General features: G+C 52.5%; 14 protein-coding genes. 6 read left to right on the top strand and 8 right to left on the bottom strand.

The genetic code is table 11. The features are described from left to right. The coding region (locus GOV88_RS17945; RefSeq protein WP_171241282.1) for a tyrosine-type recombinase/integrase at positions 1-262 on the top strand (262 nt) is incomplete at its 5' end. A gap of 285 nt (positions 263-547) precedes the next feature. Here the strand turns inward: GOV88_RS17945 and GOV88_RS17940 are convergent. Next, positions 548-1,423 (bottom strand): LysR family transcriptional regulator, encoded by an 876-nt coding sequence (locus tag GOV88_RS17940; RefSeq protein ID WP_171241281.1) that lies wholly within the window; start codon positions 1,421-1,423, stop codon positions 548-550. Between the two features lie 64 nt (positions 1,424-1,487). Here GOV88_RS17940 and GOV88_RS17935 point away from each other — a divergent pair, with 64 nt between their 5' ends. Further along, the gene (locus GOV88_RS17935) at positions 1,488-2,366 is read left to right on the top strand and encodes an alpha/beta fold hydrolase (protein ID WP_217358933.1); all 879 of its coding nucleotides are present in this window, start codon (positions 1,488-1,490) and stop codon (positions 2,364-2,366) included. A 141-nt stretch (positions 2,367-2,507) separates the two neighbouring features. Here the strand turns inward: GOV88_RS17935 and GOV88_RS17930 are convergent, their stop codons facing one another. Further along, positions 2,508-3,407, bottom strand: coding sequence for a LysR family transcriptional regulator (locus GOV88_RS17930; protein ID WP_171241280.1), 900 nt, complete (start codon positions 3,405-3,407; stop codon positions 2,508-2,510). A 96-nt stretch (positions 3,408-3,503) separates the two neighbouring features. Here GOV88_RS17930 and GOV88_RS17925 point away from each other — a divergent pair, with 96 nt between their 5' ends. Beyond that, positions 3,504-4,151, top strand: a complete 648-nt coding sequence (locus tag GOV88_RS17925; protein ID WP_171241279.1) for a class I SAM-dependent methyltransferase — start codon at positions 3,504-3,506, stop codon at positions 4,149-4,151. Between the two features lie 66 nt (positions 4,152-4,217). Next, positions 4,218-4,691 (top strand): GNAT family N-acetyltransferase, encoded by a 474-nt coding sequence (locus tag GOV88_RS17920; RefSeq protein ID WP_171241278.1) that lies wholly within the window; start codon positions 4,218-4,220, stop codon positions 4,689-4,691. On the opposite strand, the gene GOV88_RS17915 is transcribed toward GOV88_RS17920, so the two are convergent. Further along, positions 4,658-5,665 carry an AraC family transcriptional regulator gene (locus tag GOV88_RS17915; RefSeq protein WP_171241277.1) on the bottom strand — a complete coding sequence of 336 codons (1,008 nt, stop codon included), beginning with the start codon at positions 5,663-5,665 and terminating at the stop codon, positions 4,658-4,660. The two genes, GOV88_RS17920 and GOV88_RS17915, sit on opposite strands and share 34 nt — an antisense overlap. Positions 5,666-5,802: 137 nt before the next feature. Here GOV88_RS17915 and GOV88_RS17910 point away from each other — a divergent pair, with 137 nt between their 5' ends. Beyond that, the gene (locus GOV88_RS17910; RefSeq protein WP_171241276.1) at positions 5,803-6,630 is read left to right on the top strand and encodes an NmrA family NAD(P)-binding protein; all 828 of its coding nucleotides are present in this window, start codon (positions 5,803-5,805) and stop codon (positions 6,628-6,630) included. Between the two features lie 28 nt (positions 6,631-6,658). Next, positions 6,659-7,063 (top strand): DUF4345 domain-containing protein, encoded by a 405-nt coding sequence (locus GOV88_RS17905; protein ID WP_171241275.1) that lies wholly within the window; start codon positions 6,659-6,661, stop codon positions 7,061-7,063. A 151-nt stretch (positions 7,064-7,214) separates the two neighbouring features. On the opposite strand, the gene GOV88_RS17900 is transcribed toward GOV88_RS17905, so the two are convergent. From GOV88_RS17900 to GOV88_RS17880, 5 genes are all read right to left on the bottom strand, one after another. After that, positions 7,215-7,955 carry a DUF3299 domain-containing protein gene (locus tag GOV88_RS17900; RefSeq protein ID WP_171241274.1) on the bottom strand — a complete coding sequence of 247 codons (741 nt, stop codon included), beginning with the start codon at positions 7,953-7,955 and terminating at the stop codon, positions 7,215-7,217. Between the two features lie 4 nt (positions 7,956-7,959). Next, complete coding sequence (locus tag GOV88_RS17895; RefSeq protein ID WP_171241273.1) at positions 7,960-9,276, bottom strand: amidohydrolase family protein; 1,317 nt, start codon at positions 9,274-9,276, stop codon at positions 7,960-7,962. Positions 9,277-9,520: 244 nt separating this feature from the next. Continuing rightward, on the bottom strand, positions 9,521-10,642 hold the full coding sequence (locus tag GOV88_RS17890; RefSeq protein WP_171241272.1) for a linear amide C-N hydrolase: 1,122 nt from the start codon (positions 10,640-10,642) through the stop codon (positions 9,521-9,523). Between the two features lie 224 nt (positions 10,643-10,866). Next, positions 10,867-11,802 carry a hypothetical protein gene (locus tag GOV88_RS17885; protein WP_171241271.1) on the bottom strand — a complete coding sequence of 312 codons (936 nt, stop codon included), beginning with the start codon at positions 11,800-11,802 and terminating at the stop codon, positions 10,867-10,869. Between the two features lie 1,285 nt (positions 11,803-13,087). After that, complete coding sequence (locus tag GOV88_RS17880; RefSeq protein ID WP_171241198.1) at positions 13,088-14,227, bottom strand: hypothetical protein; 1,140 nt, start codon at positions 14,225-14,227, stop codon at positions 13,088-13,090. Positions 14,228-14,300: the final 73 nt, after the last annotated feature.

Raw genomic sequence — 14,300 nt, 5'->3', positions numbered from 1 at the left:
CCGCTTCCACGAAAGGCCGCATATATCGACGCGACAGTACGCGCGTTTGGTCCGCGATTGGGTGTCGGCGATTGGTTTGGAGCCAAACGGTTACGGCACGCATTCGCTGAGACGCACAAAAGCGGCACTGATCTACCGGAAAACGGGCAATCTACGCGCGGTGCAGCTCTTGCTTGGCCACACCAAGGTTGACAGCACAGTTCGATATCTTGGCGTTGAATTGGAAGACGCGCTGAGTATCGCAGAAAAGATCGACGTGTGAAGATTAAGCGGGCGGCAAGAATCGCCCGCTTTTCGTGACTGGTAATTGTCGCATGAGTGTCGACCATCCACCTGGCTTCTGAGCCGAAACGAGCGTCACCATCGTCGTCGATTGAGTTGAATCTCCCGCCCGGATCGCTGGGCTCAGGTCAGTAGCTGGGGCGTCATCACTCCCAAGTGACTGCTTGTGCGAAGTAAGCCGTCACTCATGAAAAGTGCCGCGAACATCCTCTTCGAGCCCATACCTCCCATATGCTGCGTTTCGCGCGAAGTTCCGCTTTCCCAATTACGCTACGCGCAGGGTCGACGGGCGTCCCACCTCGGCAGCGATTTCGCTGAGCAGTGCGCGAGCGGCGTCACTACGCCTTTTGGGATTAGAGCGCGCAACGTATGCAATCGCAGGAGGCTCCGGGAACACACCTTCGATAACTTCCAAGTCTTGGGGCACGTGCAAGCCATTCATTAGGGCTACACCGAGCCCCGCGCGCGTTGCCGAAAGGATGCCTGATACGCTCGGGCATTCTAAAACTGCTTCAAATTGATGACCCGTTCTTGAGTTCTGCGATTGTGCCCAGTGCTTGTAGAAGCAGTTTTGATCGAACGCGAGGAAAGGAACGGATGCGTTAGGATTCAGTGATAGATCATAAGACTTGATCCAGTGCAGCCGGTCCTCATACAGCACAAGGTCATCGTTCCGGACTTCGTCTCTCATGACCTGTATAACCGCGATGTCGATTTCACCCGCGATAAGCCAATCAGACAGTGTTAGGCTTTGCGCGACCCGCGTGCTGACCTTGGTCTCTGGGTGCAGACGTGTAAAGCGGCCAAGGATGCGCGCAACGTCACCGCCCGTTGTATCTTCGGTCATGCCCAATTTAATGGTGCCAGCCAAAGGCTTCTTTCCAAGAGCGGCGAGCGCTTCGTCATGCAAATCCATCATCCGGTGCGCATACTCTAACAGGCGTGTACCGGCCTCGGTGAACAATGGCCCACCGGCGCGGCGTGCAAGGAGTTCACAATCTAGGACAGTCTCAAGCCGCTTGATTTTGTGGCTCACTGCAGGTTGAGACAGCGCTAAATGCTCGGCGGCGCGTGTTACGCCGCCATGGGTCGAGATCGCGACCAAGGCGCGCAAACCTTCGATGTCCAAACGCTCAGCCATTCAGAATTTCTATCGCGACATGACAATCATTCATTTGCTTGATCAAATATCAAAGCGCTAGGACTTGGGAAAGAAAAAAGTTGGAGTTTCCCTCATGACCCACCTCGTCGACCAACATGTTCTCATCAACGGCACCCGTATTACACATGGTGTACACGGAGAGGGTGAGCCCGTGGTTCTCCTGCATGGCACACCGTCTTCCTCGTATATTTGGCGGAACGTACTGCCAACGCTTGTCGAAGCTGGCTACAAAGTGCATTTGTATGACCTGCTCGGTTATGGCCTGTCAGAGCGCCCGCAAGACCCGAGCATTGATACGTCCGTCACAGGCCAAGTGCCGATCCTTGAGAGGTTGCTGGATGTTTGGGGCCTTAAAGACTTCCACTTCATCGCACACGATATCGGCGGCGGCGTTGCCCAGAGGTTCGGCATTCAGTCGCCGGAACGGCTGCGCAGTTTGACCATGATTGACGCAGTGAGCTATGACAGTTGGCCATCCAAACGCACGCGCGAGCAGATGCAGGCCGGTTTGGAAAAGCTGATCAAAGCGCCCGATACAGACCACAGAGAACACTTTCGCAACTGGCTCAAATCGACGGTTCAATACAAGGAGCGTTTGGCGGAGACGTCGATGGAAACCTACCTCGATTTCATTTGCGGCCCTGTCGGACAGGGCAGCTTCTTTCAGCACCAAGTGATGCAATATGATCCGAAGCACACAGACGAGATGGTCCCGCGCTACGGCGAACTTAGTCAAAACCCAGTACAACTGATTTGGGGTGCAGATGACGCATGGCAGGTCGTGGATTGGGCGCACAAATTACACGCGGCAATTCCAGGATCAGAACTACATGTGCTGGAAAACTGTGGTCATTTCTCAATGGAAGATCAGCCGGAAAAAATCTCTGGATTGCTCGTCGACTTCCTCGGCAGAAACCGATGACGCAACTAAGGAAAGCTGCCGTTCATGAAAACAATCTGGACGGCAGCTTCGTGCGCATTGCGGACTTTGATGCATGCTGCAGCTAACGACAGCTTTGAGCCCGAAGCAGACTCCAGTTCACGACACCAGACGAATTCAGGTTCAGAGAATTGTCCGCCGGCCGAGATGGTCTGCAAGCTGATCAAAAACCAACCTGATCCTTCGCGCTGTTTGTAACTCAGAGTGTGTGGCCAACCAGATAGGAAATTTGAATGGCTCGCGTTCGGGCAGAACACGCTCCACACCGGGTGTAAGGGCTGCCACATCGTCTGACATAACACTAATGCCGAAGCCTTGGCGCACAAGCTCCCATGACACTATCCCGCTCTGCGATCCAATCCGAAAATTCTTGCGGGTTACTTCGATGCCAGCCGGATTGAGAAATCCAATCATCGTGTCAACATCGCCAAAGCTGACGAAATCCATCTTAGCAAGTTCGTCTTCATTTCGTGGTCGCCCAACCTGTTCAAGGTATGAAGGGGCAGCGTAAAAATGTGCCGTCGCTTCTGCAACGAGCTTTGCAATCAGGTCCGGCTGTGTCGGGCGCACATGCCGAATTGCGATATCTGCCTCGCGCCGCTGTATGTCTCGTATGTCATTTGCTGCGACAACGTCGATCTCAAGCCGCGGTGCCGCGATCCTGATCTGTTTGAGAATAGGCGGTAGCTGATAGGCTGACATCACGTCGGAAGCAGTGATCCTGACTTGCCCTTCAACTGCTTGTGACTGGCTTGTTGCGGTCAGAGAAATTCTGTTCGCGACATTTGCCATTTCACTGACATGCACCAAAAGCTCAGCACCGGCTGTTGTCAGATTAAGCGACTTGCCAACCCTTTCAAACAAGGTGACGCCTAGCGCCTGTTCCAACGCGGCGACCTGACGACCCACGGTTGGCTGGGTCTGTTCAAGCACGCGCGCCGCGGCGGAAAACGAGCCTTCTTCTGCCGTTGCAAGAAAAGACCGAGCCTGGTTCCAATCGAAATTGATTGCCTTCCAATTCATGCATTAATGCATAACAGTTCTGCAGTATCTGGCAATTTAATAAATTGGCGTTTTAAGATATTGGCTGCGGTGACGCCAAAGGAAAAGAGAAACGATATGGCTACATTATCCAAAGATGCCGCATTTTGGAGCAAGATTTCGCGCAAATATGCGGCTGATCCTATCCGATATATGGAAGGGTATCTGAACACGCTCGAACGTACAAAGTCCTACCTGAAAGCCGAAGACAGCGTGCTGGAAATCGGCTGTGGAACGGGGTCGACCGCGTTGTTGCTGGCACCGGATGTGGCTCAAATAACTGCCTCCGATCTCGCACCGGGGATGATCGAAATCGCTAACGAAAAACTCGCTGAAGAAGAGCTGGAGAATGTAACGTTCAAAGTGGCCGAGGTTCTGCAGCACGATCCTAACGACGGTTCTTACGACGCTGTCCTCGCACATAATCTGCTGCACCTTGTTCCCGATCTGGGCAAAGCACTCGAACACATTGCGACCCTTACAAAACCCGGTGGAGTATTCATTTCCAAAACCGTCTGCGCTCCCGAGAGTGGAGGGTTGAAATATGGCATGATCAGCCGAATAGCGATCCCGATTATGCAGTTGCTCGGGACAGCTCCGTTCGTAAATTTTGTGTCCGTAGCTGAACTCCAGCAAGCCATTGAACTTGCGGGCTTCGATATCGTCGAGACGGCGGATCAAGCCGGGTTATTGCTGAGCCGGTACATTGTCGCGAGAAAGCCGTAAAAAAAGCATTCGCGCCATAATTATGTGCATGCAAGGGACAGCTCGGGCCATCAAATTAGTATAATGATGAAAGATGGGATTTCATTTGCACGCCTTTCGGAAATCGATCCGAATGACATTGCGATTCATATGTCCGACCCCCGGGTAGCAGAGCATATGCCGCTTTTGACGTTCAAATGGAGTATCGAGGTCGCAAGAGAGTTTATCACTAAGAAGGAAGGCTACTGGGCGCGGGACGGTCTTGGACATTGGGCGTTTTTGTCAGGCGGTCAGTATGTTGGTTGGGGGGGCTTTCAAAAAGAAGATGACGAGTGGGATTTTGGGTTGGTTTTGCGGCCCGACGCCTTTGGCCTTGGGAAACGGATTTCCAAAATGGCAATCGACTTTACGATCGCTGACAAACGTATCCCCTTTGTCACGTTTCTGTTGCCACCAAGTCGAAAAAATCTGGGTGCGCTCCGGAAACTCGGCGCCAAACACATAGGCGAGATCGAATACGAAGATGCTCAGTTTCTCAAGTTTCGCCTGGATACGGAGTGAACTCCGTTCTTCCTGATTTTTCCCGGTGGTGCGCCATACACCCGTTTGAAGGCTTTGTTGAACGCAGGCTCTGACAAGTATCCGATGTCAGCGGCAATCTGCGAGATAGGTTGATCGGTGGACACCAACCTTTCTCTGGCCAGGTGCATACGCCACGTTGCAAGATACTGGATTGCCGGAACACCTACCAACTCAGTAAACCGCGCCGCGAAAGCGGATCTGGACATACCAGCAACCTCCGCGAGTGACTCGACTGTCCAAGCCGCAGCAGGCGCACGGTGAATTGCGACTATCGTGCGCCCGATCTGCGGGTCTCGCGCAGCTTTTAACCAGCCTCGATCCGCATCGGGTGCGCTGTTCAACCAACGACGAATGGCCTCAATGACAACCACATCGGCCAGTCGTGTGATCACGGTTTCGCCGCCCGGTCTCAATTCCCGCGCCTCTTTTGCGATGAATTGCAAAGTTGCCTGTAACCAGCTTCCGGCTTCCTCCTCCCACGGGTCGATTTTGAGTACATCTGGAAGCAAGCGCATCAACATATCACTGGCGGCGTGATCTATTCGGACCAAGCCGTACATGATGCCCGTCTCCGCGCCGCCGCCGCCGTATTCCAGTGTTTCATAAAGCTCGGTTACCTTGCGAATAGGCAACTCCTCCAGCGTTAAAAGCGGCGTGTCTTCTGAGCTAAAGAAACCGACCGGAGCTCCGTTGGTCATCAAGACAAGATCGCCTTTTTCGACCTCGAACGGGTCATCGTCACCGACCTTCATCAAGCACCGCCCGTGTGTGATGACCGCAAAGTTCAGTACACCGGGAAATCCCGGTATCGATACGCCCCAGGGTGCTGTCATGCGAGACTGGCAATAGAATGTGCCAGTGAGTTTCAGAAGATGAAGGATTTCCCCCAGCGGATCGCCGATCGGCTTTGCCAGCGCATCTGGGTCAGGGACATGCGGTTCAACCTTGTTCATGTCGCGACTTTGGCTGAAATTTGGCTCTTCGTCTATACTTTTAGGACGATTGGATAATATTACCGGATTTTGAAGAATAGAATATCTCAATTGACTGTCTAATTTCGGGTCATCAACTGAACTCATGGAGATGACCAATGACACAGCAAACCATTCTTGTACTTGGCGCAACAGGCAAAACCGGATCGCGGATCGCGAAACGTCTGGAAGAAAAAGGGCAGACAGTCCGGCGCGCATCGCGGAACAGTGAAACGCCATTTGACTGGGAACAACCGCAGACCTGGCCCGCAATCCTGGAAGGCGTCTCGTCTGCCTATATTTCTTACTTTCCTGACATCGCTTTTCCAGGTGCGGTTGAGCAAGTCGAAGCCTTCACAGCATTGGCTCGTGAAAAGGGATTACGGCGTTTTGTGCTGCTAACCGGGCGTGGCGAGTTTCATGCGCAACGTGCGGAAGCAGTCGTACGCAATTCCGGAGTTCCGTTCACTATCGTTCGTGCAGCATGGTTTGCACAAAACTTCTCTGAAGGGGCATTGCTTGGTCCGGTCATGGCAGGTGTCTTGCCAATGCCCGCCGGCGATGTACGCGAACCAATCATCGACGTGGACGACATCGCCGATGTTGCCGTAGCTGCTTTGACAGAAGAAGGACACGACGGCGAACTGTACGAAGTCACGGGACCACGTCTCATGACGTTTGCCGACATGGCTGCAGAGCTTTCGCGCGCAATGGGCAAGACTGTGCAATACCTGCCCATTTCATTCGAAGACTTCCACGCGGAAATCGCGCACGCGAATGGCGAGATGATTGCTGATGTGATTACGGACATCGCGCGTGAAACGCTGGACGGGCGCAATGCGAACCTCGCGGACGGGGTCCAGCGTGCGCTTGGACGCGCGCCACGCGACTTCGCCGACTTCGCAAACAAAGCTGAAATGTCTGGCGCCTGGACCAAAGCCGCTTAAGCCAAGCCAAAGGACATTGGAGAAAAACATGAAACTTGAACTTAAACGCAGACTTATCTTAGGTCTGTCCGGATTAACGGCATTTGCCATAGGTCTGGCCATCACTCTGGACCCACGGTCTTTCTACGCCAACTACGGCATCGTACTCTCGCCGCAGCCAAACCTGATGAGCGAGTTGCGTGCACCTGCTGCCAATCTCGCGGTACTTGGCCTGATCATTTTGTGCGGAGCATTTTACCAAAAGTTAGTCCAGGCCTCAGCCTTGCTTGGGGCCACGGTTTTCTCAGCTTTCGCCGTGGGCAGGACAATCAGTTTCGTCCTCGATGGTTGGCCATCCGAAAACATTCTTGCCGCATTTGCGATAGAGGTTTTGCTTGGGGTGTTGTGTTTGTGGGTTGTCGGTGGAAATGCGAAATCTGCAGCGCCGGCCTGAGACGGCTTTGTCCCGCGGAGCCGTCATTCATGCCTGGCGCAGCGAATGTTCACTTCGAGCCCAAAGTGCAAATTGCTGCACCTTGAATCCATGCCGGCAATACGCAGAGAGCGGACATTGCAAAGTCTTGGGTACAGGTCGTAGCAGAAGTCTATTTTCTCAGAATTCCGGGCCTTAGCATTGCTGGCTGGGAAGTAGAAACGCGAACGAGGGATTCAGCTTCAAGCAACCAAGCGCTGTTCATCTCAAGTAGGCCGTCTACAACGTTGACCAATTCAGTCGATCTATTTTCGATCAGAGTTCCGATTATCTCGACAGGCTCCATCCGACTGAACACCATTTCCTCCGTCTTCGCATCCTCGATTCTGATAAGTTGGTTGGGGGGTGGAGGCGGAAGATGGCTGCACATCCCAGCTTGTGGAACAAAAAATGCAACCCATGCCCCTGTCGAAACCTGCAGTGTTGGTACGACGTAACCCACAAGGCTGACACGCTTGTTTCGCAATTCGGCATTACCGCGCCAATAAGCATTGTGCCGCCGTTCCGCGACGATCCAACGTTGTGAGATTAGCCAGTCGACATCCACACCTTGAGCCCGCAGCTTGCCTTCAAGTTCTTCAAGCCGTGTCTCGGCCTTTTGCATCACCTGAGCTTCAATGGATCCTTCTGTAGCGTCCTGTCTGATACGAGCGATCTCAGAAAGCTGAAACAGCTGCGTTGAGTCGAGCTCAGTAAACGGATCTTCAAAGTTTTGAGCTTCGACATCGACCAGTTCGCTCCATTCGATTTGGTCGTGCGGTTCCAACGCTTGCACAGGGATCGGCGAAAACAAGCACGAAAGCGCTAATGCAATCGTAACCCACGTTGAGAGTCCAATCGACGGAAACTGCACCATCCTACTCCAAAGTATCTTTGAAGACCTCGCCATTCTTCATTATCAACTTGATATTGTCTGCATTTGTGACCGCAGCCAAATCTTCCAATGGGTTTCCGTCAACGATCAGTAGGTCAGCGTATCCGCCCTCCACAACTCGCCCAATTGGTCCATCTGGATAAGGGTTCTTATCTCCGCTCATCGCTAGAAGGGCTGTCGCATTGCCTGTCGCTTGTTTCAAAATTTCTACGGGCTCGAACCAAGGTAGCAATCGCTCTAGCTGCTGCACCTGATCTGACGCGTCGGGCACATTGAACAGGTCAGTTCCCCAAGTAACGTTCAGTTCGGGTAGCTCACTCACGATTTGATACATGTTTGCCGTCCCTTGGCAGACCGTATTCAGTTTAGAGTTGGAAAACGCATCAAGCTGCGGTTCGTTGCAGACCGTGAATGGCTGCGTGCTTAGAAAGACACCTTCTTCGGCCATACGTTCCAGAGTTGGCCGATCAAGTAATTGCCCGTGCCCGACGTCTTTTATCCCAGCGTCGATGGCGCGATTGACGGCATCCGGGGTATAGGCGTGCATAGTCACGTAAGTTCCGAAATCTGTTGCTGCATCTGCCGCCGCCTTCATCTCTTCAAATGTGAATTGCGTGGACAGCAGCGGATCTGTTGGAGAAGAATAACCACCACCCGCGGCAATCTTGATTTGTGAAGCGCCAAGACGAAGGTTCTCTCGAGCAGCAGCCAACACTTGAGGAACTCCATCTACCGTAAACACCCAGCCGAGCCTGTCGCCGGTTGGTTCAATTCCGCTGAATGCCCGGTGCGTTTCGGTTTTGGTCCGAAAATCGAAGTGTCCAGAAGTCTGCGATAAAAAGCGCCCGGATGGGTAGATGCGAGGGCCGGGAACGACGCCCTCGTCAATTGCCCGCTTCAGACCAAATATGTTGCCTCCCATGTCACGACCTGTCGTGACCCCACGCATCAACATCTCTTCTGCGTCCCGCACGGCACGGACCAGCGGATAGGTTGGCTCACCAAACAAGAGATCTGGGATTGTCACGGTCACCATCGAAAGATGCACGTGGTTGTCGACCAACCCAGGCATTAGCGTCCCGCCATTACCATCGATTACAGTAGCACCCTCGGCAGAAATCGCGTCTGCTGAGATCATGGATATGAGATGGTCCTCGATCAGAACATTGACGTCTTCAAACCGTTCATCGCTGACGCCGTCGAAGAGGTGAACGTTGGTTATCACGGTGCGTTCGACGTCGTTTTGTCCCACTGCCACAGTACCGATGAAACACAATGCGAGCGACAGTACTGACTTCATCAAAACTCTCCTCGACGAATGGCGTGCATGCACGGCAGCTTACAATTGCATTGGTTTTTGGCAAAGATGTTGCTTTGCTACGGAAAAACCAGAAGATTAAGCGGAACGGTAACACTTTTCCGCCCCCGATCCTTAGTGACCCGCGCGGCGGCTTTCCGTCTCCCGGAACACTGTGACGCTCGCTTTATGCCAAAAAGGTTAGTTGTACGGCAAAATCAAATTGCCCAGTCCAGAAGAACCGATTTCAGTTGTCGAACATCACTTCCTCGACCTGAGGCGGGCCGCCGCGACGGAGAGTTCTCGTCATAGGTTCTGAAAGTGTGTCCCATTCAATCTGTTTGAGATCAAACTTACGAACCCGCGCTTCGTCATCCGTAAAATAGTAGACCTGCATATTGGCTGTATCGAAAGACACGGTGTATTGCGTACTTCCGTACCGGATCGGATCCAACCCATCCGGTAGATCAGAGAAATCGGTTTCCAAAGGCAATTGGAAATGCCCCAAGATGCGGAAGTGCTCAAGAGTCGTGTCGTAAGCACCTTGTGTCTCTCGGGCCGTTTCTTTGTATGCTGTTGCGCGAATAAAGCGGGATGGTGGGGTATAGTCGCCGGGAAGCCCGAGCAATCCAGTTCCATAACCAATTCCGCCCACAGTAAGCCCAGCTACTTCTATGTCGGGCCAATTGACCGGACGCAGATTGAGATAGTTTCTCAGGTTGGTCAGGTGCCAGTTATAGGGCGGGGAATTTGTCATGACCCCAATTGTCTCTTCAAAAATGTGAAGCTCGCCATTGATGTATTCAACTACGATCTCATCACCAGATGGATCCGAGACCACCACGTGTACTGGTGCAGCAAAACCAAGCGATGGCTCAATCACAGGAACGATCCGGACTTGGTTTGTCGCCTCGATGACCTCCTGCACGGTTGCGAACTGGCTGGCCATGTACGTCATATAGTCGGTCGCGCTGATTGAATTAGCCGCCTGTGCTGGATCGTAGGGCTGGTATTCCGCGAAGCCTGGGAAGTAAAGCAGGTTCATGACTAATCCCTTTTCGTTGATCACGTCGCCAAAGAAACCATCACGCTCCAACAGACTAACGCCTGCATAGCCGTATTTACCGTTCCATTTTGCGCCATCGGATCCATCCGGCATCGTCATCGCACTATGCTCATGTCCACGTGGGATAACAGAAAATCCTGGCTTAATGTCGAATGTACCCCACTCCATGGTGCGGCCAGGATGTTGCGAACCATCCGCTCCAGTGAGCCGTACATAGGTGCAGGCCTCAGCTGCAAGCGCGACGGAAAGTGACGCCAAAGTGGCAATTGCGATTACAAGTTTCGTTAAAGGAAAGTGGGTCATCAAAATCCTCCTGGACGCATACATTGGCAGCGTAGGCACTAAAATGTGGAATTGATACTTTGATTGTCTGCTTAAGTCTGATCAGCCGATCTTTGGGGGTCTTCTGATTGACTGTTTTTTGCGCTGCAAAGTCAAATGCGTCCAGAGTCGCGACAACATTGCTGCCGAGCGCGGTCTCCAGGAAGATTGGAGACTTGAGTTTTGCTCTCTGTTGCCATGCAGATTTAGCTTTCGGAACAGCTTTCGATCTGTTCCCAACACCAACTGATCAGGAAAGACAGTCCTCCGACTAAGAGGACTATCATCACCGCGGCTTCTATACGGAAGACAGCAAACTCAATACTTGGGGCCGTCACCAACAGAGTGGCAATCGTAAAGAACATCGCGGTCCATAACGTGTTACCACCTATTCTGTGTACGCCTATGACAGCGGAAGCAAACCCGAGGATCAATAAGACTTGGTGAGACAAACCGCTGAACTCGAAACATAGGGCTGCCAAAGATCCAAGCGCCACGCCAACACCAAACCGCAATGCAGCATCAGGCACTTTTTGAAGTGGAGCCAAGACGCGGAATACGAACAGCAATGAAAGCCAATAGGATTTTTGGTTTCCGATTACGTGAGCGAGAAACGACGTCAAACTCATGCCGACAATTAAGAATAGCCAGACAGAAATTGCTTCCTTGAAAGACATGGGAGGTCGTATTGCTGATCCCGCCAAGTTAAGCTGTACGCTGAGCAAACTACCGACTGTTGCCGCGGCCAGAAAAACCAAAACATGAACGGCGATACGCTCGTCGGGTGGGATCAGTAGGTACAAGAGCAATCCGTTCAATGCAGGAACTGTCGCAAATCCACCGTTTTTGTACCCTTCAAAAGCAGCCCAGCTGATCAAGACAAAACCACACAGAAAGGCGATCCACTGAAGCGGGAAGAGTGTGCATACCAGTATGCTCACCAGCACCATCGCAAACGTTCTGGCGTTAGAAACAAGACTAGAAAAGACAGACCCTAAAAAACCAGCTGAAAACCCCGCGACTGCCGCGATACCACCTAACTCAAGGACCTGATCGCCAAGCAGTACGACGAGTACAGCTGTTGTACATATTGCAAACGCGGTACTCCAAGAAAGCAATCCTCCATCGAACTTGATTGGCACCCTTGTTCCTCCACTAAGCGGCTTTTCGTCGTGAGTTCAATTTAGCCCTTACGAAGCAGACGTTTTCGATTTTTCCCAGTTTTTTCGCGGACCCGAACTGGCGCTGGCTAGTTGAATGATATGCCTCCGTAGGACACCGTACTGCGTCAGAATACGGGAACAGGGCACGCCTCAGTCAATGATGCAAGTATGATTTGATTGCCTGAAAAACGCGCGTTGACTATCGCAGTATAAAATCGCAACACAGCGCAGTGCTCCACTAAGAAAGTAGCAATCACGTAAAAAGCTATCGCAGCGTATGACTGGGCAAACTATAGCGTAGAGTAGCCGTGAATGGTCGCTTTAGGCTGACAGCAGTCATTCCGAAGCATATTCCAAATGGCAGCTTCGTCCGCTGAGCAGAAGTTCGACGTGAGCCGAGTGAATGGCCGCTTTGTTAAGCTAAGCAAGATCAAAACTCACAATTCAGAAATTCCTTTCGGCGCCTACGGAAAACCTCACAGGGAGACTTGGCTGGACTTTTTGGTCTTTCAGCGGTGGCATGACCGCCTTCAACCGTCTTGCCTATGCCAGCATTGCGGATCTGAATGACTAAGCTTGTTGACTGCGATAAGGCGCAAACAGCGGTATAGGTGGCATATAGAGAGAATGCCTTTGATCCGCAATTGACGACCGATGCTGCGGACTTCGACGAAGTCAGCTCTGGGCTCGAAGCAACCATTAGCTACGGATTGCACAAATGTCCGCTTAGGGTGGGACAACACGCTTGGGTAGCGTATGGGTGACACAAACCTCCGTTGTTGAGTGTGGCGGCGTGTGGTCGGATGTGGCGGTTTGCACGTCAGAAACGCAACCAAGCCAAGAAGTTAATGTTGCTGGATGAGGCGGCTTGTGGCGGGATGTGGGTCAAACCAGACTGATTGAAAATCCTCGTGTCGGTGGTTCGATTCCGCCCCCGGGCACCACGTTCTCATGAGAACCCATTGATTGCCCTCAGTTCCGCTAGAACCTCGCGAGTGGCCATTGAGTAATTTTTGCGTGTACGAACGCCGATCGTCGCAATGCTCTAATGCAGATGTGGTCAGCAAAGTGAAAGCCCGCCCCTATTTGGGGCGGGCTTTCTTCGCTTCTAGAGTAAGTAATATGCGCGCTTCGATAAAATGAAGTCGCTTCCAGTAAAAATTCTTGTTCGGGTATCCGGGCCAGCCTGAGTTCATGTAGGTGGATGTATAGGCTGGCCCGGCACTCGTTGCCTCCGTGAGTATTTGGGCAAGGAGTTCAGAATTTATTCGAGGCCAAGCATGGCCTTGACCGTTGCCTCAACTTCGTCGGTTACAGGCTTGTTAGCAGCGTTCTCTAATGCTTCACGTTCTAGCTCAGGTTGTGCTTCAACTTGCTCAGTCAAATCATCGACCTCTTCTACCGCGTCCTCGTATTCATTGGCCGCCTGAAGCTCATCGTTAAGGTCCTGAGCCTCCTCAATTGACTCGTCCAATTCACCTTGTGCGGTTTCCAATTGTCCCAGCAACTCGTCGCTTGGATCGTCGGTTTCGTCCACTTGCTTCTGGAGGTCATCAACGATGTTCTTGTTTTCCTGTACCTCGGAAAGAGCGGTTTCCAGATCATCTTCGATCTTTTCGATGGAGCGATCCGGAACCTCGAGGTCGTCCAGGAAATCTTGGGCTTCCTGCAGGTCTTCGCGCAGTTCCTCGCCTGCAAGAACCGTATCACGGTACGCAGCTATCCGCCCCACGCGCGAGTTTGGTGAGGCGTTCAGCAACGCGGTTTCGCTTGCATTCGCGGCGTTTAGCGCGCCCAGCTCCGATGGGTGGGCTGCCAACAGGGCAGCGGCCTTATTCCCGGTCGTGCGGGCGGTTGGGCGAATAGAATGGGTTACTTCTACATTTTTGGCAGGTTTCGACTGTGTCGTAGTGGTTTTGCGGCCAGCTTTCGTTGTTTTGTTGCCTTCAAAGAAGCTCTTTAGGGAAAAGCCTTTGCCTGTTCCTGACTTCGAGCCTGAGCCATTCGTCTTGGCGAAACCTCGGCCGGAAAGGCCAAACCCCTTGCCCTTATTCGCCCCGGCTGCACCTTGGCCCTTGCGACCATTCTCGGAGCTGCCGCCTTTACTGCCGCTTTTCCCTTTGTCGCCCCCATTACCGCCGCCGTTACCATTACCGCCCCCATTACCGCCGCCGTTACCATTACCGCCGCCGTTACCGTTGCCGCCACCATTGCCCTTGCCCTCTTTAGCGATGGCGGCATCTGGAACGGAAATCACACCCACGATTGCAACAGACCCCATAAGAGCAATTGCGATTGATGTGGCTTTCAGAAGGCGGGCGGTTTTGGTTCTCATTTTGAGCTCTCGTGCAAATCTCTTTTCAAAAACGTAGTCAATCGTAACAGAATCACCTGATGCTCTCATTTGAACTGATGTAGGCTGAACACAGGCGAAACCGATTGTTAATCAGCGGTTCACTTTGTTTTTTTTAGGCTTT

Source organism: Ruegeria sp. HKCCA5491, assembly GCF_013034565.1.
GTDB lineage: Bacteria > Pseudomonadota > Alphaproteobacteria > Rhodobacterales > Rhodobacteraceae > Ruegeria.
This window is presented reverse-complemented; position numbering and strand designations above follow the sequence as displayed.

Bases quoted from the DNA above. Each gene is read 5' to 3' on its own strand.
- GOV88_RS17940 (WP_171241281.1), bottom strand. From the start codon at position 1,423: ATGGCTGAGCGTTTGGACATCGAAGGTTTGCGCGCCTTGGTCGCGATC.
- GOV88_RS17930 (WP_171241280.1), bottom strand. From the start codon at position 3,407: ATGAATTGGAAGGCAATCAATTTCGATTGGAACCAGGCTCGGTCTTTT.
- GOV88_RS17925 (WP_171241279.1), top strand. From the start codon at position 3,504: ATGGCTACATTATCCAAAGATGCCGCATTTTGGAGCAAGATTTCGCGC.
- GOV88_RS17920 (WP_171241278.1), top strand. From the start codon at position 4,218: ATGAAAGATGGGATTTCATTTGCACGCCTTTCGGAAATCGATCCGAAT.
- GOV88_RS17915 (WP_171241277.1), bottom strand. From the start codon at position 5,665: ATGAACAAGGTTGAACCGCATGTCCCTGACCCAGATGCGCTGGCAAAG.
- GOV88_RS17910 (WP_171241276.1), top strand. From the start codon at position 5,803: ATGACACAGCAAACCATTCTTGTACTTGGCGCAACAGGCAAAACCGGA.
- GOV88_RS17905 (WP_171241275.1), top strand. From the start codon at position 6,659: ATGAAACTTGAACTTAAACGCAGACTTATCTTAGGTCTGTCCGGATTA.
- GOV88_RS17895 (WP_171241273.1), bottom strand. From the start codon at position 9,276: ATGAAGTCAGTACTGTCGCTCGCATTGTGTTTCATCGGTACTGTGGCA.
- GOV88_RS17890 (WP_171241272.1), bottom strand. From the start codon at position 10,642: ATGACCCACTTTCCTTTAACGAAACTTGTAATCGCAATTGCCACTTTG.
- GOV88_RS17880 (WP_171241198.1), bottom strand. From the start codon at position 14,227: ATGAGAGCATCAGGTGATTCTGTTACGATTGACTACGTTTTTGAAAAG.